Genomic DNA, 18330 nt, shown 5'->3' with positions numbered 1-18330 from the left:
AGGTGTCGCACCAGATTTGAAAGGGGCTACAGAGGCTAATCACTCGTCAACCCCTGCAAGCGGCGGTACTCCCGCAGCACATTCGGTACATAGCGCCGGGTCTCGGCAAACGGCGGTACCGCACCACGGCGCAACACTGCTTCGGGGCCGGCGTTGTAGGCCGCCACGGCCAGGGTGATGTCATTGTCGAACAAATTGAGCATGCGCTTGAGGTAGCGGGCCCCTCCCTGCACGTTGTCTTCCGGGTCCAGGCGGTTTTCCACGCCCATCTCGCGGGCAGTATCCGGCATCAATTGCATCAGCCCCACCGCGCCCGCTGGCGAACGCGCCTTGGGGTTGTAACCGGACTCGGCCTTGATCACCGCATGCAGCAACGCCGGGGGTACGTCGTGGGTGCGCGCCGCGGCGGCGACCAGCTTGGCGTAGGGGCGGCCGGTGATGAGCTGCGCGTTGGCCGGGCCGGCCTGAGCCTTCGGCTCGCTGATCACCGTTTCATAGAGGCGCCCGGGTCGATGGACGTTGGTCAGTATGTAGCTGCCTTTGGCGTCGATGGAAATGTACACATCGGCCTGGGCAGCACCTGCCACCAGCCAGATCAAACCGAGAATGAGTCCACGCATGTCGGTCGCCTCTTCGTGGTCTCCCCCGATGTTGGGGGATATACCCCGGAAAACCCGGGGTCGATGACCACGACGCAAGCACTGTGCCGCTTCGCGTGCCGCATGGTGCAAGGCGCCAAGGCAGGCGTGCACGGCTGTTGCATGGGGCCTGCAAAAGCTTGTCCCCATGCAGCGGAGGGCTTCACCATGCAGCGCAGAACCAACCCTCAACGTGGCTTCACCCTGCTCGAACTTTTGGTGGTCCTGGTGGTGCTCGGCCTGTTGGCCGGTATCGTCGCGCCCAAGTACTTCAGCCAGCTCGGCCGCTCCGAGGCCAAGGTGGCGCGGGCGCAGATAGAGGGGCTGAGCAAGGCCCTGGACCTGTACCGCCTGGAAGTCGGCCACTACCCCAGCAGTGAGCAGGGCCTGCAGGCCCTGGTGGTCGCCCCCAATGGCGAAGCGCGCTGGACCGGCCCCTACCTGCAGAAGGCCGTGCCGCAAGACCCGTGGGGCCGCGCATACATCTACCGGCAACCCGGCGAGAACGGCGGCGAGTACGACCTGCTGTCGATGGGCAAGGACGGCCAGCCCGGTGGCGACGGGGAAAACGCCGAAATCACCAGTTGGCAGTAGGGAGAACGGCCATGCGCTACAGCCTCAAGGCCCTGGGCAGGCAGGGTGTGGTGCAGTTGCAGATCGATGCCGAGGACGCCGACCAGGCCCGCCGCCAGGTCGAGGACCAGGGCTTGCGCGTGCTCAGCCTGCGTGGCCACGGCGGCACCTTGCGCGGCATGGCCTGGCGCCGCGAAGCAAGCTTTGACCTGGTGCTGTTCAGCCAGGAACTTTCGACCCTGCTCAACGCCGGCCTGCCGCTGATCGACGCGCTGGAAAGCCTGGCGGAAAAGGCCCCCGCAGCCGCAGCGCGCAAAGTGCTCGCCGAACTGGTCCGCCAACTGTACGAAGGCCGCTCGCTGTCCCAAGCCCTGGGCCAGCAGCCACGGGTGTTCCCGCCGCTATACGTGGCGCTGGTGCAGTCCAGCGAGCGTACCGGCGCGCTCGGCGACGCCCTCGCCCGCTACATAAGCTACCGCCAGCGCCTGGACCTGGTCCGGCAGAAGCTGGTGGGTGCCTCGGTCTACCCGATGCTGCTATTGCTGGTGGGCGGTGGCGTGGTGCTGTTCCTGCTTGGCTACGTGGTGCCGCGTTTCAGCCAGGTGTTCGAGGGCATGGGCACCGAGTTGCCCTGGCTGTCTCGGCTGCTGATGCAGATCGGGCTGTTCCTGCATGCCCAGCAACTACCGCTGGCATTGGGCGCCCTCGGTGCGGCCACTGCGCTGTGGCTGCTGCGCCGCCAGCCATGGGTACGGCGCTGGGCAGCCTGCCAGCTGCGGCGCCTGCCGGCACTTCACCAACGCCTGATGATGTACGAACTGGCGCGCTTCTATCGCTCGTTGGGCATCCTGCTGCAAGGCGGTATCCCCATCCTCACCGCCATGGGCATGGCCCGCGGCCTGCTCGGCAGCGCGGCGGCCGATGGCCTGCAGCACGCCAGCCAGCGGGTCGCCGAAGGGTTGCCGCTGTCCGATGCACTGGAGGCCGGGCAACTGGTGACGCCGGTATCGTTGCGCCTGCTGCGCGCCGGCGAGCAGTCCGGCAACCTGGGCGAGATGCTGGAGCGCTGCGCCGACTTCCATGACCAGGAAATCGGCCGCTGGGTGGAATGGTTCGTCAAGCTGTTCGAACCGCTGCTGATGACCTTCATTGGCCTGCTGATCGGCCTGATCGTGATCCTGATGTACATGCCGATCTTCGAACTGGCCTCGAGCATTCACTGAAATCTCTGACCCAGGATGAAAGCCCACGACCGAGCTGGCCATGTCTGCAATCGATGAATGATCTGCTCATATCATTCATCGTGATAATAACCTTCGTCCCGTTCGATTCGTGCCTCACGCGCAAGACACTCACACTCCGCCCACTACTAATACATTGGCGGAGTTCTCCATGGAACAATCATTCAAACCCTTGCGCTTCCCCCTCGCTGCCCTGGCAGTGGTGGTGATCAGCGCTTGTGGCCGAACCCCAGACGCAGTGCAGGCTCCCACCGCGCCGAAGGTCAGCGTGGCCAAGGTGATCGAGCAACCGATCAATGAATGGGACGAGTTCACCGGCCGCCTCGAAGCCCCGGAAACCGTCGAGGTACGCCCACGGGTCTCCGGCCAGATCGACCTGGTAGCCTTCACCGAAGGCGCCCAGGTCAAGAAAGGCGACCTGCTGTTCCAGATCGATCCACGCCCGTTCCAGGCAGAGGTCCGCCGCCTCGAAGCCCAACTGCAGCAGGCCAAGGCCACCGCCATTCGCAGCGCCAACGAAGCCCGCCGTGGCGAACGCCTGCGTGACAGCAACGCCATTTCCGCAGAACTGGCCGAATCGCGTAGCAGCGCCGCCGCCGAAGCCCGCGCCGGAGTCGACGCGATCCAGGCCCAGCTCGACCTGGCACGCCTGAACCTCAGCTTCACCCGTGTCACCGCGCCCATCAGCGGCCGTGTCAGCCGCGCCCAGTTCACCGCCGGCAACATCGTCACCGCCGATGTCACCCCGCTGACCAGCGTGGTCTCCACCGACAAGGTCTACGCCTACTTCGACGCCGACGAGCGCGTGTACCTCAAGTACACCCAGCTGGCCCGCGAAGGCCAGCGCGGCCAGAGCACCCCGGTGTACCTGGGCCTGACCAACGAAACCGGCAACCCGCACCTGGGCCAGATGAACTTCGTCGACAACCAGGTCAACCCGCGCACCGGCACCATCCGTGGCCGTGCGGTGTTCGACAACAGCGACGGCCAGTTCACCCCAGGCCTGTATGCACGCCTGAAGCTGGTGGGCAGCGCCCAGTACCAGGCCGTGCTGATCAACGACGAAGCCGTGGGCACCGACCTTGGCAAGAAGTTCGTGCTGGTCATGGACAAGGATAACAAGGCCGCCTACCGCGCCGTGGAGCTGGGGCCGAAGCTGGAAGGCCTGCGCATCGTGCGCAGCGGCCTGGGCAAGGACGACCGCATCGTGGTCAAGGGCCTGCAGCGTGTGCGCCCTGGCTCACCGGTCACCCCGGAAGAGACACCGATGGCCAGCGAACAGACCCTCGCCGCCCTCGCCCAGCAGCGCCAGGCCCTGGAGGCCAGTAACCCGGCGCCGAAGGTGGCGGGCAACAACGTGAAAGTCGCCAGCGCCCAGGCGCCACGCGGTTAAGGGACCACACCGATGAACTTCTCGAAATTCTTCATTACCCGGCCAATTTTCGCCGCGGTGCTGTCGCTGGTGCTGCTGATCGCGGGGTCGATCTCGCTGTTCCAGCTGCCGATCAGCGAATACCCCGAAGTGGTGCCGCCCACCGTGGTGGTGCGCGCCAACTTCCCAGGCGCCAACCCCAAGGTCATCGGCGAAACCGTCGCCGCGCCACTGGAGCAGGCGATTACCGGCGTGGAGAACATGCTGTACATGTCCTCCCAGTCTACCGCTGACGGCAAGCTGACGCTGACCATCACCTTCGCCCTGGGCACCGACCTGGACAACGCCCAGGTGCAGGTGCAGAACCGCGTCACGCGTACCCAGCCCAAGCTGCCCGAGGAAGTGACCCGCATTGGTATCACGGTCGACAAGGCCTCGCCCGACCTGACCATGGTCGTGCACCTGACCTCGCCGGACAACCGCTACGACATGCTCTACCTGTCCAACTACGCCATCCTCAACATCAAGGACGAGCTGGCGCGCCTGGGCGGCGTGGGCGATGTGCAGCTGTTCGGCATGGGCGACTACTCGCTGCGCGTGTGGCTGGACCCGAACAAGACCGCTTCGCGCAACCTCACCGCCAGTGATGTGGTGGCTGCGATCCGCGAACAGAACCGCCAGGTGGCCGCCGGCCAGCTGGGCGCCCCACCCGCCCCGGGTTCGACCAGCTTCCAGCTGTCGATCAACACCCAAGGTCGTCTGGTCAATGAGGAAGAGTTCGAGAACATCATCATTCGCGCCGGTGCCGATGGCGAAATCACCCGCCTGAAGGACATCGCCCGGGTCGAACTCGGTTCCAGCCAGTACGCCCTGCGTTCGCTGCTGAACAACCAGCCGGCGGTGGCCATCCCGATCTTCCAGCGCCCAGGCTCCAACGCCATCGAGATCTCCGACGAAGTGCGGGCGAAGATGGCTGAGCTGAAGAAGGATTTCCCCGAGGGTATGGACTACAGCATCGTCTATGACCCGACCGTGTTCGTCCGTGGTTCCATCGAAGCCGTGGTACACACCCTGTTCGAAGCGCTGGTGCTGGTGGTGCTGGTCGTCATCCTGTTCCTGCAGACCTGGCGTGCCTCGATCATCCCGCTGATGGCCGTGCCGGTATCGCTGATCGGTACCTTTGCCGTGATGCACCTGTTCGGCTTCTCGCTCAACGCGCTGTCATTGTTCGGCCTGGTCCTGGCCATCGGTATCGTGGTGGACGACGCCATCGTCGTGGTGGAAAACGTCGAGCGCAACATCGGCCTGGGCCTGAAACCGCTGGAAGCCACGCAAAAGGCCATGGGCGAAGTGACCGGGCCGATCATCGCCACCGCCCTGGTGCTGTGCGCGGTGTTCGTACCTGCTGCGTTCATTTCCGGCCTGACCGGGCAGTTCTACAAGCAGTTCGCCCTGACCATCGCGATCTCGACCGTGATCTCGGCGTTCAACTCGCTGACCCTGTCGCCGGCCCTGGCTGCCGTGCTGCTGAAGGACCACCATGCGCCCAAGGACCGTTTCTCGCGGTTCCTGGAAAAACTGCTGGGCAGCTGGCTGTTCGCCCCGTTCAACCGCTTCTTCGACCGCGCTTCCAGCCGCTACGTCGGCGGCGTGCGCCGGGTCATCCGCTCCAGCGGCATCGCCCTGTTCGTCTATGCCGGCCTGATGGGCCTGACCTACCTCGGCTTCTCGTCCACCCCGACCGGTTTCGTGCCGGCCCAGGACAAGCAGTACCTGGTGGCGTTCGCCCAGCTGCCTGACGCGGCCAGCCTCGACCGCACCGAAGCGGTGATCAAGCGCATGAGCGAAATCGCCCTGAAACAGCCTGGAGTGGCCGACTCGGTAGCCTTCCCTGGACTGTCGATCAACGGCTTCACCAACAGCCCGAACAGCGGCATCGTGTTTACCCCGCTCAAGCCGTTCGACGAGCGCAAGGACCCGAGCCAGTCGGCGGCGGCCATCGCTGCTGCACTGAATGCCCAGTTCGCCGACATCCAGGACGCCTACATCGCGATCTTCCCGCCACCACCGGTACAAGGCCTGGGCACCATCGGCGGCTTCCGTCTGCAGATCGAAGACCGTGGCAACCTGGGCTACGAGGCGCTGTACAAGGAAACCCAGAACATCATCGCCAAGAGCCACAACGTGCCGGAACTGGCGGGCCTGTTCACCAGTTACCAGGTCAACGTGCCCCAGGTCGATGCCGCCATCGACCGGGAAAAGGCCAAGACCCACGGCGTGGCGATCACCGACATCTTCGACACCCTGCAGGTCTACCTGGGCTCGCTGTACACCAACGACTTCAACCGCTTTGGCCGTACCTACCAAGTCAACGTCCAGGCCGAGCAGCAGTTCCGCCTTGATGCCGAGCAGATCGGCCAACTGAAGGTGCGCAACAACCTCGGCGAGATGATCCCGCTGGCGACCTTCCTCAAGGTCAGCGACACCTCCGGGCCTGACCGGGTGATGCACTACAACGGTTTCATCACCGCCGAGATCAACGGCGCCGCGGCACCGGGCTACAGCTCCGGCCAGGCCGAAGCTGCCATCGAGAAGCTGCTGAAGGAGGAACTGCCCAACGGCATGACCTTCGAGTGGACCGACCTGACCTACCAGCAGATCCTTTCGGGCAACACTGCGCTGTTCGTGTTCCCGCTGTGCGTACTGCTGGCCTTCCTGGTGCTTGCCGCCCAATACGAAAGCTGGAGCCTGCCGCTGGCGGTGATCCTGATCGTGCCGATGACCCTGTTGTCGGCCATCACCGGGGTGATCGTGTCGGGGGGTGACAACAACATCTTCACCCAGATCGGCCTGATCGTACTGGTGGGCCTGGCGTGCAAGAACGCGATCCTGATCGTCGAGTTCGCCAAGGACGAACAGGCCAAGGGGCTCGACCCGCTGGCTGCGGTACTGGAAGCCTGCCGCCTGCGCCTGCGGCCGATCCTGATGACCTCGATCGCCTTCATCATGGGTGTGGTTCCACTGGTGTTCAGCTCCGGTGCCGGTTCTGAAATGCGCCATGCCATGGGCGTGGCGGTGTTCTCGGGAATGATCGGGGTTACCGTGTTCGGCCTGTTCCTGACCCCGGTGTTCTTCTTCCTGATTCGCCGTTTCGTCGAGCGTCGCCAGGCCCGCAAGGCCGAACGCGCCCAATCGCTGGAGAGCCATGCATGAACCTGCTCAAACCCTTGACCCCGAGCTTGCTGGCGCTCGCCCTGGCGGCCTGTGCAGTAGGCCCGGACTACCAGGCGCCGGCCACCGAGCCCGCGCAGCTGGCCAGCGACATACAGGCCAAGGCCTACGACCGTAGCCGTTTCGAAAGCCTGTGGTGGAAGCAGTTCGACGACCCGGTGCTGAACCAGCTGGTGCAGGCTTCGCTGGATGGCAACCGTGACCTGCGCGTGGCCTTCGCCCGCCTGAAGTCGGCCCGTTCGATCCGTGAAGACGCCGAAAACGATCAGTTTCCGGTGGTCACCAGCCGCGCCAGCAGCGACATCGGCAAGGGCCAGATCCCCGGCCAGACCACGCAGCGGGTAAACAGTGAGCGCTACGACCTGGGCCTGGACATGGCCTGGGAGCTTGACCTGTTCGGCCGCATCCAGCGCCAGATCGAAGCCAGCGAAGCCCAGGAAGCCGTAGCCGCGGCCGACCTGCAGCAGCTGCAGGTCAGCCTGATCGCCGAACTGGTGGATGCTTACGGCCAGCTGCGTGGCGCGCAGTTGCGCGAGAAGATCGCCCTGGCCAACCTCAAGACCCAGCAGGAATCGCGGGCCATCACCGAAACCCTGCGCGATGCCGGCGTGGGCAACGACCTTGATGTGGTGCGGGCCGACGCGCGCCTGGCCGGGGTCGAAGCCACCGTGCCGCAACTGCAGGCGGAACAGGCACGGGCCCGGCATCGCATCGCCACCCTGCTCGGTCAGCGCCCCGAGGCGCTCAGCGTCGACCTGTCGCCCAAGGCCCTGCCGGCCATCGCCAAGGCGCTACCGGTGGGAGACCCGGGAGAACTGCTGCGCCGCCGCCCGGACATCCGCAGCGCCGAACGGCAGCTGGCGGCTGCCACCGCCAACGTTGGCGTGGCCACGGCCGACTTGTTCCCGCGCGTCAGCCTCAGTGGCTTCCTCGGCTTTACTGCTGCACGTGGTTCGCAGATAGGCTCCTCGGCAGCCAATGCCTGGGCGCTGGGCCCGAGCATAACGTGGGCCGCCTTCGACCTGGGCAGCGTGCGCGCCCGACTGCGCGGTGCCAAGGCCGATGCCGAAGGGGCACTGGCCAACTATGAACAGCAGGTGTTGCTGGCCCTGGAAGAATCGGCCAACGCCTTCAGCGACTACGACAAGACCCAGCAGCGGCTGCTGTCGCTGATGCGCCAGAGCGATGCCAGCCGCAAGGCGGCGGAACTGGCCTCGATTCGTTATCGCGAGGGTACGGTGGACTACCTGGTGCTGCTCGATGCCGAGCGTGAGCGGCTGAGCGCTGAAGATGCGCAGGCCCAGGGTGAAGTCGAGTTGTACCGCGGCATCGTCTCCATCTACAAGGCCCTGGGCGGCGGCTGGCAACCGGAGACCGTAGCCAGCGCGCGCTGATACACCCGCTTCAACGACTCCTTTGGTTGGCCCCTCCCCCAACCGTTTGCCCCGCAGGCCTTGGTCCGCGGGGCTTTTTTATATTTTTTTGGGGTGTTTTTGGGGGTGCTCGCCACGACATCATCGTTGTCGTCGAGATCGAGCGCCGCCCGCGCGGCGCTCGATTTATGCCCCACCGCAAAACCCGAGGCAGGCGCCACGCAACCCACACTCGGTTGCATTTACCCCCCGGCTAGCCCAAGCTCTGCCCTTCCCGCCGCCCCGGATCGTCCGATGCCCAGACGCAACCGCTACCTGATCGCCCTGCTGCTGTTGATCCTGGTATCGGCCCTGTTCGGCTACCTGTGGCGCGACGCTCCGCCAGCCCCGCCTACCCTGCCTGCGCACAGCTACGCCAAGGCCCTGCGCCAGGCCCATGAGGGCCAACCCGGCGCTGCACGGGTGCTGTACCAGCAACTGCAGCGCACCGACCTGCCGCCCATTCGCCGTGCCGCCTTGTATGCCGAACTGCCAAACTACCCTTCGCCCCAGGCATTGAAACTCGCCCGTCAGGACCTCGAGCATGCCGACCCGCAGGTGCGCCGTGCAGCCATCGCCGGTATTCGCCGCCTGCTGCCGGCGGCGCAACGCAGCCTGGTACTCGGCCCACTGCTGGACGACGACGAGCAAAGCGTGCGCTTTGCCGCGGTAGATGCCCTGCTCGGCCTTGCTCCGGATGACATCGGCCTTTATTTCGGCCCGCTACAGGTCGCCCTGGAGCAATACCAGCAGGCCCTCGAGCAACAACCCGAAGACGCCGACGCCCAAGTCCACCTGGCACGCCTCTACCTGCACGAAAACGACTACACCCTGGCCGACACCGCCCTGCAGCGAGCCCTGGCGGTAGCGCCAGGCAACCTCGACGCACTGGCGACCCAGGTACGCCTGCTGGAGCGCCAGGGCTATCACGACGCCTCGCGTCAGATACTGGGCAAAGCCCTTGCGCTAAGCCCCGATTCGGCCTTTCTGCAGTACGAGCTGGGGCTCTGGCTTAACCGTCACGAACAGCGCGAATACGCACTGCTGGCCTTGTCCCGCGCCGTCGAACTGGACCCGGACAACGCCGACTACCGCTATACACTGGCAGTCACCCTGCATGAACTGGAACAACTCGACGCCGCGCAAAAGCAACTGGAAATCGTGCTCAACCGCCAGCCGGCCAATCGCCGGGCACGGGTGTTGCTGATTAAGTACTGGAAGGAAACCGGCCAGTTGCAGAACGTGCAGGTGCTGCTGGCCGAGCTGGAGCGGCAGAACCCGGACGACCCAGTGCTGCAACAGGGCCTGTAGGCAACGTCCGAAAATTTGTTGAACCCCAGGGCTGTGCCCAGGGTCCAGTGGATATCGGACCACCCTTCAGGAGAGTGTGTTGTGGCCAGTTCGTTGGCGCTGGACGAACGTGCATTGATCCTGGCGCCCCCGCCAATAGCCGCAGATACTGCTCGCCTGCTCGCTTCTGCGGGTATCGACAGCCTGTGCGCGGTCGACCTGGCCAACCTGCAAGCCTGCCTGGCCGAAGGCGCAGGCCTGGCGATCATTGCCGAGCAAGCGTTCAAACAGGGCCCAAGTGCATTGCTGCAAGAATTCATCGACCAGCAACCGTGCTGGTCGGACCTGCCCATCGTGCTGCTCGGTCAAGGGAGCCAAGCGGCCAAGGGCTCGACCAACCTCCCGGTGGGCAACCTGGTCCTGCTGGTCGCACCATTCGAAAACGCCCAGCTGCTGCGCATGACCCAGTCCGCCCTGCGCAACCGGCGTCGGCAGTATCTGGCACGCGACCAGTTACAAGACCTGCAGCAACGCCTTGACGCCAAGGCCGCACCTCCCGGCGAAGAGCAGCAACGCAGCGAGTTCGCACGCCACCAGACGCGCAAGATGGAGGCCATCGGCCAACTGGCCGGGGGGGTCGCCCACGACTTCAACAACCTGCTCACCAGCATTGGTGGCAGCTTCGAGCTGATTGACCGGCGCTTGCGACAGGGTCGCAGCGATGGCCTGGACAACGTGCTGCGCATGGGCCGCGAGGCGGTGTCACGCGCTGCGCGCCTGACCCACCGCCTGCTGGCCTTCTCTTCTCGGCAATCGCTGCACACCCAGCAGGTCGACCTGCACGACCTGCTCCAGGCAAAACGCCTGAAGGCCTGCGTGACCCCGACCGTGACCCTGCAGGTGCAAATCGCCAAGAACCTGTGGTCGGTCGAAGCCGATGACCAACAGTTACAGGAGGCCCTCGATAACCTGTTGCTCAATGCCTGCGAAGCCATGCCCAATGGCGGCCAGCTGCGCATCGAGGCAAGTAACCAGCACATCGGCGCCGGGCAATTCGCTGGCGGTGCCCTGTGCGCCGGCGACTATGTCCGCCTGCGAGTCATCGATGACGGCCAGGGCATGGCGCAAAGCACGCTGGAGCATGCCTTCGAGCCGTTCTTCAGCACCAAGGCGGTCGGCCAGGGCATCGGCCTTGGCCTGTCGATGGTTTACGGCTTCAGCAAGCAATCCCATGGACATGTCACCCTGCACAGCCAGATCGGCCAAGGGACCCGGGTGGACCTTTATCTGCCGCGCCACGTCGCCCAGGGCCAGGCACCTGTCAAACCCGTACAACCCGTGCGAGGTTACCAGGGCCATCACGTGCTGGTAGTCGAGGACGACCCCCATGTACGCCAATTGCTCTGCCAGGCCCTGCGCGAGGATGGCTTCGCCTGCCACAGTGCCGCCGACGCCAATGAGGGCCTTAAGGTACTGCGTTCGACACAACCGGTGGATCTGCTGATCAGCGATGTCGGCTTGCCCGGCATGAATGGCCGCCAGTTGGCCGAGATTGCCCGCAACCTGCGCCCACGCTTGCCAGTACTGTTCATCACCGGCTATGCGGAAACGGCCATGGCCCGCGAGGGCTTCCTGGAGGTGGGGATGCACCTGATCAGCAAGCCCTTCGAGCTGAAGCAGCTGCAGGCCCAGGTGACCCAGATACTGGGCAAGCCCTGAACCGCTTCACTCCTCGAGCATGCGTAGCGCCTCATCCACCAGGTCCGCCAGCGGGAACGGCTTGTTCATCAATGCCGTGCCCGGCTGCTCGAGCAACTGCGCTTCGATCGGCTGACCCGCATAGCCGGTGATGAACAGGATCTTCTGCAGCGGCAGCTGCATGCGCATGGCCTTGGCCACCTGGCGGCCACTGAAACCACCCGGCAAGCCGATGTCGGTGATCACCAGGTCGAACGGGCCGTCATGGCGGAAGCGCTCCAGTGCGCTATTGGCGTCGCCCACATCAATGACTTCGAACCCACGTTCGGTCAGGTACTCGCACATCACAGCACGCAAACCGAGCTCGTCATCGACCAGCAACAGGCGCTGCCTCCCGGCCATGCGCTGCGTCCGGTGCACAACCGCAGGCGCCTCGGGTACCGGGTCATGCCACCTTGGAAAAAGCATGCAGACCTTGGTGCCCTGGTTCGGCGCCGACTCGATCCAGGCGTAGCCCCCCGACTGGCCGACAAACCCATATACCATCGACAAACCAAGGCCTGAGCCACGCCCGACCGGCTTGGTGGTGAAGAATGGTTCAAAGGCCCTGGCAATATCCACGGCCGGCATGCCATGGCCATCATCCTCCACATGCAACGCAACGTAGTCGCCTGGTGGCAGGCCGCTCTCATCCGGGAAACACGTTGTCAGCCGCTGGTTGATGCTGCGCAGCGTGACGTTTCCACGATCAAGGCACGCTTCGCGGGCGTTGGTGCAAAGATTGATCAAGGCATTTTCCAGCTGGGAAACATCAAGGTTCACCGCCCACGGCGTGACATCCAGCTGCCAGTGCAAGCGCATCTCGGCGCCCAGCGTGCTCCGCAGCAGTGGTTCGCTCAAGCGCAACTGCCGGTTGAAGTCCAGTGGCCTGGGCGCCAAAGGTTGATGACGGGAAAACGCCAGCAGGCGATGGGTCAGCTCCATGGCACGCTGCACCGAATCTCGCGCGACCTCGACATACGCCTCCACCCGCTCCAGCCGTCCTTCCTGCACGCGCCGCTGAAGCAGTTCGAGGCTGCCACCGATGCCGGACAACAAGTTGTTCAGTTCATGGCCCATGCCCCCGGCCAACTGCCCAACCACCTCCAGACGCTCGTTGTTGCGCATCAGCGCTTCGGATTGACGAGCAGCCTCCTCACGTTCCCCGGTGATATCCCGGCCAACGGCAGTCAGCAGGCTGCCATCGAACCGTGCACTCCAGCGAAAACTGTGGTAATGGCCATCGCGGTGGCGCAGGCGCGTCTCTATCTGCTCGGTATCCTGGTACTGCAGGCACCCGGAAATGGCCACCTCAACCTCAGCGCGATCTGCCGGATGTACCAGGTCCAGCACCGGAGTGCCCAGTACCTGCTCTTCAGACCAGCCCAGGATGCGATACCAGGCGGGGTTGGCGCCACACACCTTCAGCTCGGGAGTGACGGTCATCATCGCATCACGCGACAGCCCCCAGAACTGCTCGCGCTCCACCAGGTGTCGCTCGACCTGCCGCTGGAATTCTTGCGCCTGCTCCCGCCAGTGGCGATGCGCCTCGACGCTGGCCGTGGTTTCGATCACCGCGTGCAGAAACCCTGCCACGTTGCCCAGTTCATCGTGCAACGGTGTGTAGCCGAACGCACACCACAACGGCTCCCCGCCTTGGCCGCAGCCAATACGCAGTGGTGGGTCTTCGACAAAGCTCGAGCGCCCCTCGAGCGCCTTGAACACCCACGGTCCCATCGCCGGCCACTCATCGCTCCACAGCGCATCGAAGGCCATGCCCAATGCATCCGGGGCAACCCGCCGCAATGCCCGATAGCCTTCATTGTGGACCACGCTGAGGTCTGGTCCCCAGACCACGGCACACGGGAACGGTGACAATTGCATCATGTCGACGGCAATGCGCAACGAAGCCGGCCAGCGCGGCAGCGGCCCGAGCGGTGTACGCCCCCAGTCGAACCGTGCAATCCGTTCGCCCATGAGGTCGACCGGTGCCAGCACAGACGGCTGCAGGATGACCATCGACGCAGGCTCGCGCGGCGTACCATTTGTGACCACTGTCGTGACTCCAGCATGATTCAGAAAAAGTACGGGCGCTGCGTGAATGTGGTTCACGTTAGCACAACACACGCCACGCAATATGGCGTACTGGCACCTGAGAGCTATGCTCATTAGGTTTTCCCTCGGGCCGGGGGAGCAACGGCCCATTCAGGTTGCCGACGGGAGCGTGGTCATGAGCAAGAAAATGCTGGTGGTGCTGACCAATACAGCCAAGTATCCGACCCTCAAGCGGGCGACCGGCTTGTGGCTGGGGGAAGCGGTGCACTTTGTCGAAAAAGTCGAAAAAGCCGGTTACGAGGTCGATTATGTCAGCCCGCTGGGCGGCTACGTCCCTGTCGACCCGCATAGCTTGCAGATGGCGCCCGACCTGGACTGGCTGTGGTATGACGACAAGCGCTTCATGACCCGCCTGGGCAACACCTTGAGCCCTGGCCAGGTGAAGGCAGAAGAGTACAGCGTCATCTACTACACCGGCGGGCACGGAGTGATGTATGACTTTCCCGACAACCAGCCGCTGCAAGAGCTGGCCCGCCGGGTGTACGAGCACAAGGGCATTGTCGCGGCGGTTTGCCATGGCGTTGTCGGCCTGCTGAACATCAAGCTCAGCGACAACAGCCTGTTGCTCAAGGACCGTCAGGTGACTGGCTTCTCCAATACCGAGGAGAAGCTCGTCGAACTGGACAGGGTGGTCCCCTTCCTGACGGAAACCGAGCTGGGTGCCCGCGGTGGTGCCTACAGCAAGCATGAAGACCCGTGGCAGCCGTTCGTGGTGGCCGATGATCGGCTGATCACCGGGCAGAACCCGGCCTCCACGGCCCAGTTGGCCGAAAAAGTGCTCGCCAGGCTGAAGCGAGGCTGACAACGAGGTTCTACTTTTCTGTAAAACCGCAACACTTTTGGCCTACAGCCGGAGCACCATCAAGCACATAGGATCAGCGCTGACCTGTTCAACCCGAACAGCAAGGTTCAACGGAGCGGCGGTCCTATGGCAGCAATACCGAGTCTCGGCATCAACTGGCGGAAGTTACTGTTGATATTGTCCATCGGCGCAATACCGGTACTGTCCGGGTTACTGATGATGAACTATCAACTGGACAGAAAACTTGAGGAGAATGCCAAGGTTTCTGTTCAAGAGGCGATTTTCAGCATCGACCAGGCACTGGGCCGCATGGAAGGCGATCTGGACCTGATCCTGCCATTGGCAGGCAAGCCCTGTGACGAAGTGCTTGGTACGCTGGAGCAGAGAGTCGCCAACAGCCCGCACCTTCGCTCACTGATACTCACCCGCGACCAACAAGCGTATTGTGCGACGGACATGGACCCTTTGGCGTATAACTCGGCTTTTGCCCTGTCCGGACGGCAGACAGAGCTGGCATTCGACGCTCCATCGTCGCCTAACGCGGCGATCATCAAAGTCCAGAGACCGAACAGCAACCCTGGGATAATCGCAACAGCGTACGGTCGGCAGCTGCGTGACGAGCTGCGTGCTTTCCAGGACGGCCTGACATTGCTTCTGGAATTCGGCGACCTGTATATCTGGAGCGAGGGAGACAGCCGCGACGCACAACGGCCCTCCCAGGTCGAATTCACCGAGCGATCGGTTTCCCAGAAACATGGTTACGTGGTGATCGGCGGTTACCCCAAAGGATACGCCACCCAGGAGTTCCGCCTATCCCTGCATCAGGTACTGCCCTCGCTGGTATTGGTCGGGGTCGCCAGCATGTTCATCATGTACCTGGGCCTGACCATTTCGGGCAAGAAGAAGGGTTGATACCGCCGCCATCGAATCGTGACGGCGGTACCCTGGGGTTACTCGGTGCTCAGCACACCACGACGTACCTGGTCGCGCTCGATGGATTCGAACAGGGCCTTGAAGTTGCCTTCGCCAAAGCCGTCATCCCCCTTGCGTTGGATGAACTCGAAGAACACCGGGCCGAGCAGGGTCTCGGAGAAGATCTGCAGCAGCAGGCGCTTGTCGTCAGGCTGGGAGGCACCATCGAGGAGGATACCGCGTGCTTTCAACTGGTCGACCGGCTCGCCATGACCTGGCAGGCGCTCTTCGAGCATCTCGTAGTAGGTTTGCGGCGGTGCAGTCATGAAGCGCATGCCGAAGCCCTTGAGGGCGTCCCAGGTCTTGAGCAGGTCATCGGTCAGGAAGGCGACGTGCTGGATGCCTTCGCCGTTGAACTGCATCAGGAACTCTTCGATCTGCCCGGAGCCCTTGGACGATTCTTCGTTCAGCGGGATGCGGATCATGCCATCCGGTGCGGTCATGGCACGCGAAGTCAGGCCGGTGTACTCACCCTTGATGTCGAAATAGCGGATTTCGCGGAAGTTGAACAGCTTCTCGTAGAAGCCGGCCCAGTACGACATGCGCCCGCGATAAACGTTGTGGGTGAGGTGGTCGATGATCTTCAGGCCGGCACCCACCGGGTTGCGGTCCACACCCTCGATGAACTTGAAGTCGATATCGTAGATCGAGCTGCCTTCCTCGAAACGGTCGATCAGGTACAGCGGCGCACCGCCGATGCCCTTGATCGCCGGCAGGCGCAGTTCCATCGGGCCGGTTTCGATTTCCACCGGCTGGGCGCCCAGTTCCAGGGCGCGGGCATAGGCCTCATGGGCATTGCGCACGCGGAACGCCATGCCGCATACCGACGGGCCGTGTTCGGCAGCGAAGTACGAGGCGATGCTCTTGGGTTCGTTGTTCAGGATCAGGTTGATGTCACCCTGGCGATACAGGTGCACATCCTTGGAACGGTGGGTAGCGACCTTGGTGAAGCCCAGCATCTGGAATACCGGCTCGAGTACGCCAGGGGTCGGCGAAGCCAGTTCGATGAATTCAAAGCCCATCAGGCCCATCGGATTGTCGAAGATATCAGCCATGTTCGTGTCCTCATCTGCAGCGAAAAATTATTGATTGCGTGGGATGTGGAACGGAAACGGCGGGGAGCACGGGATACCCCGCACGCTGCGGGCGAGGAAATCACCTATTATCAGCTTGAACCCATGGTATGTCATATGGACCCATTCTCGGCGGGCTTGATCCTTCGGCATCGAAGGACCTTATTGTTGTATTCGTAAATGGATTCTACATTGCGTAAAATGGTTTGTCGCCCTTTAGTTGCTCACCGGTTCCGACAAGCGGCTATCCTCTCGTAATCCTTTTTACAGATCAGGTCAGCATGCCCCTTACCGTCAAACGCCGCGCCGGCCTCGGCTGGCGCACCCTGTTGCCCTGGGTCGTCGGCGTGCTGCCCGTGGCATGCGGCCTGGCCGTGATGAACTGGCAGATCGAGCGTGAAATGCACGCCAGCAGCCAGGCTACCACCCGCCAGGTGGTGGAGCACGTCGAGCGCATTCTCGACAATCTGTCCAGCGCTGCCCATGCTCTGCTGCCGCTTGTCGACAGCCCGTGCGACGAGGCCCAGCTCATGCTGCGCGCCCAGGTCACGCGCAACGCCTTCGTACGCTCGACCAACCTGTTCCGGCACAACGCCCTTTATTGCACCTCGCTGTTTGGCGCATTCGACGAGCCGGTCAACCCCGGCGACTACATCGACGGCAAGCTGTGGCTGATGGACGGCAACTCGGTCACCCCTGGGCACCCGCTGCTGGTGTATCGGGCCAGCGACGGCGACCGCGGCGCAATCAGTACGGTCGATGGCGAACACCTGCTGACGGCGCTGCGCCTGATCGGCCCCGATGAAGAGCTGCAGATCCGCGTGGGCGATGCCTGGCTGGGCAAGGATGGCATCGTGCACAAGGGCGTGCCACCTGCCGCGGCCAGCGCGAATGTGCAGCTGGGCTCGACCCGTTACCCGTTCAGCGTGCATGGCGGCTACGGCGCCGACAAGCAGGGCCAGCTGTGGCGCAGCCACTATCCCGCCCTGTTCGGTCTGCTGCTGATACTGGGCGCGGTGGCCGGCCTGGTGTGCCGCTGGCAGGTTCGCCGCGCCACCTCGCCCCGTGCCGAACTGCGCCGGGCCCTGGAGGCCGACGAGTTCCTGCCGTACTTCCAGCCGGTAGTGCGCAAGGGCGACTACCGCTGGGCCGGCGCCGAAGTGCTGATGCGCTGGAACCACCCGCGCGAAGGCCTGGTGCGCCCAGACCTGTTCATCCCCTACGCCGAACACAGCGGGCAGATCGTCGCCATGACCCGTGCGCTGATGATGCACACCGCGCAGAGCCTGGCCCCCTTTGCCGGGCTGCTGGAGGACGGTTTCCATATCGGCATCAACATCACCGCCGACCACTGCCGCGACTTCAGCCTGCTGGACGATTGCCGAACCTTCCTCCAGCACTTCCCGCCAGGCCGGGTGGTGCTGACCCTGGAGCTGACCGAGCGCAAGCTGATCGAGCCCACGCCGGTGGCCCTGGAACTGTTCGAGAAGCTCGACGCCATGGGTGTGAAGATCGCCCTGGACGACTTCGGCACCGGCCAGTCAAGCCTCAACTACCTGCGCCAGTTCAAGGTCGACTACCTGAAGATCGACCAGAGCTTCGTGGCCATGATCGGTGGCGATGCGCTGTCGGTGCACATCCTCGAGACCATCATCGAGCTATCGGCCAAGCTGGGCCTGGGCATCGTTGCCGAAGGCGTGGAAACAGAAGCCCAGCGCGACTACCTGGCCCGTCACGAGGTGGACTTCCAGCAAGGCTACCTGTTCGCCAGGCCCATGCCGGCTGCCCAGTTCCTCGAAGCGCTGGCCGCACGCCCGGCTGCGTCGCGGTTGCCGCAAGCCGCGCCCCCTGAGATCATGCGCGGCTGATCCACC

The 18330-nt window shown here is 63.8% G+C and carries 13 protein-coding genes; 10 read left to right on the top strand and 3 right to left on the bottom strand.

Annotated features, from left to right (window positions below; genetic code table 11):
• Positions 1-35: 35 nt before the first annotated feature.
• A complete protein-coding gene (locus RR51_RS22305; protein ID WP_039614709.1) occupies positions 36-620 on the bottom strand; it encodes a lytic transglycosylase domain-containing protein in 585 nt (194 codons plus the stop codon).
• 186 nt (positions 621-806) lie between these two features.
• On the opposite strand from RR51_RS22305, the gene gspG reads away from it, so the two are divergent.
• The 7 genes from gspG to RR51_RS22270 all read left to right on the top strand — a co-directional run bounded on the left by gspG (position 807) and on the right by RR51_RS22270 (position 11476).
• The gene (gene gspG / locus RR51_RS22300; protein WP_003258264.1) at positions 807-1232 is read left to right on the top strand and encodes a type II secretion system major pseudopilin GspG; all 426 of its coding nucleotides are present in this window, start codon (positions 807-809) and stop codon (positions 1230-1232) included.
• Between the two features lie 11 nt (positions 1233-1243).
• Positions 1244-2434 carry a type II secretion system F family protein gene (locus RR51_RS22295; RefSeq protein WP_039614708.1) on the top strand — a complete coding sequence of 397 codons (1191 nt, stop codon included), beginning with the start codon at positions 1244-1246 and terminating at the stop codon, positions 2432-2434.
• A gap of 169 nt (positions 2435-2603) precedes the next feature.
• Positions 2604-3845: a multidrug efflux RND transporter periplasmic adaptor subunit MexE gene (gene mexE, locus RR51_RS22290; RefSeq protein WP_015270540.1), complete on the top strand. Its 1242-nt coding sequence runs from the start codon at positions 2604-2606 to the stop codon at positions 3843-3845.
• 12 nt (positions 3846-3857) lie between these two features.
• A complete protein-coding gene (locus RR51_RS22285) occupies positions 3858-7037 on the top strand; it encodes an efflux RND transporter permease subunit (protein WP_039614707.1) in 3180 nt (1059 codons plus the stop codon).
• Positions 7034-8449, top strand: coding sequence for an efflux transporter outer membrane subunit (locus tag RR51_RS22280; protein ID WP_015270542.1), 1416 nt, complete (start codon positions 7034-7036; stop codon positions 8447-8449). Before RR51_RS22285 ends, RR51_RS22280 begins: the two co-directional genes overlap by 4 nt.
• A 273-nt stretch (positions 8450-8722) precedes the next feature.
• On the top strand, positions 8723-9778 hold the full coding sequence (locus tag RR51_RS22275; protein ID WP_039614706.1) for a tetratricopeptide repeat protein: 1056 nt from the start codon (positions 8723-8725) through the stop codon (positions 9776-9778).
• 81 nt (positions 9779-9859) lie between these two features.
• Positions 9860-11476: a response regulator gene (locus RR51_RS22270; RefSeq protein ID WP_039614705.1), complete on the top strand. Its 1617-nt coding sequence runs from the start codon at positions 9860-9862 to the stop codon at positions 11474-11476.
• 6 nt (positions 11477-11482) lie between these two features.
• Here RR51_RS22270 and RR51_RS22265 read toward each other — a convergent pair whose 3' ends face one another.
• The gene (locus RR51_RS22265; protein ID WP_082044743.1) at positions 11483-13513 is read right to left on the bottom strand and encodes a hybrid sensor histidine kinase/response regulator; all 2031 of its coding nucleotides are present in this window, start codon (positions 13511-13513) and stop codon (positions 11483-11485) included.
• A gap of 211 nt (positions 13514-13724) precedes the next feature.
• Here RR51_RS22265 and RR51_RS22260 point away from each other — a divergent pair, with 211 nt between their 5' ends.
• Both RR51_RS22260 and RR51_RS22255 read left to right on the top strand, forming a co-directional pair.
• Complete coding sequence (locus RR51_RS22260) at positions 13725-14411, top strand: type 1 glutamine amidotransferase domain-containing protein (RefSeq protein WP_039614704.1); 687 nt, start codon at positions 13725-13727, stop codon at positions 14409-14411.
• A gap of 126 nt (positions 14412-14537) precedes the next feature.
• The gene (locus RR51_RS22255) at positions 14538-15323 is read left to right on the top strand and encodes a CSS-motif domain-containing protein (RefSeq protein ID WP_039614703.1); all 786 of its coding nucleotides are present in this window, start codon (positions 14538-14540) and stop codon (positions 15321-15323) included.
• A gap of 38 nt (positions 15324-15361) precedes the next feature.
• Here the strand turns inward: RR51_RS22255 and hppD are convergent, their stop codons facing one another.
• Positions 15362-16438: a 4-hydroxyphenylpyruvate dioxygenase gene (gene hppD / locus RR51_RS22250; RefSeq protein WP_013972820.1), complete on the bottom strand. Its 1077-nt coding sequence runs from the start codon at positions 16436-16438 to the stop codon at positions 15362-15364.
• A gap of 299 nt (positions 16439-16737) precedes the next feature.
• On the opposite strand from hppD, the gene RR51_RS22245 reads away from it, so the two are divergent.
• Positions 16738-18324, top strand: coding sequence for an EAL domain-containing protein (locus RR51_RS22245; RefSeq protein ID WP_039614702.1), 1587 nt, complete (start codon positions 16738-16740; stop codon positions 18322-18324).
• Positions 18325-18330: the final 6 nt, after the last annotated feature.

It is taken from the genome of Pseudomonas sp. C5pp, assembly GCF_000814065.1.
Taxonomy (GTDB): Bacteria; Pseudomonadota; Gammaproteobacteria; order Pseudomonadales; family Pseudomonadaceae; genus Aquipseudomonas; species Aquipseudomonas asiatica.
This window is presented reverse-complemented; position numbering and strand designations above follow the sequence as displayed.

Coding starts and splice junctions, on each gene's coding strand:
- RR51_RS22305 (WP_039614709.1), bottom strand. CDS start 620: ATGCGTGGACTCATTCTCGGTTTGATCTGGCTGGTGGCAGGTGCTGCC.
- RR51_RS22280 (WP_015270542.1), top strand. CDS start 7,034: ATGAACCTGCTCAAACCCTTGACCCCGAGCTTGCTGGCGCTCGCCCTG.
- RR51_RS22275 (WP_039614706.1), top strand. CDS start 8,723: ATGCCCAGACGCAACCGCTACCTGATCGCCCTGCTGCTGTTGATCCTG.
- hppD (WP_013972820.1), bottom strand. CDS start 16,438: ATGGCTGATATCTTCGACAATCCGATGGGCCTGATGGGCTTTGAATTC.
- gspG (WP_003258264.1), top strand. CDS start 807: ATGCAGCGCAGAACCAACCCTCAACGTGGCTTCACCCTGCTCGAACTT.
- RR51_RS22265 (WP_082044743.1), bottom strand. CDS start 13,513: ATGGTCATCCTGCAGCCGTCTGTGCTGGCACCGGTCGACCTCATGGGC.
- RR51_RS22245 (WP_039614702.1), top strand. CDS start 16,738: ATGCCCCTTACCGTCAAACGCCGCGCCGGCCTCGGCTGGCGCACCCTG.
- mexE (WP_015270540.1), top strand. CDS start 2,604: ATGGAACAATCATTCAAACCCTTGCGCTTCCCCCTCGCTGCCCTGGCA.
- RR51_RS22285 (WP_039614707.1), top strand. CDS start 3,858: ATGAACTTCTCGAAATTCTTCATTACCCGGCCAATTTTCGCCGCGGTG.
- RR51_RS22295 (WP_039614708.1), top strand. CDS start 1,244: ATGCGCTACAGCCTCAAGGCCCTGGGCAGGCAGGGTGTGGTGCAGTTG.
- RR51_RS22255 (WP_039614703.1), top strand. CDS start 14,538: ATGGCAGCAATACCGAGTCTCGGCATCAACTGGCGGAAGTTACTGTTG.
- RR51_RS22260 (WP_039614704.1), top strand. CDS start 13,725: ATGAGCAAGAAAATGCTGGTGGTGCTGACCAATACAGCCAAGTATCCG.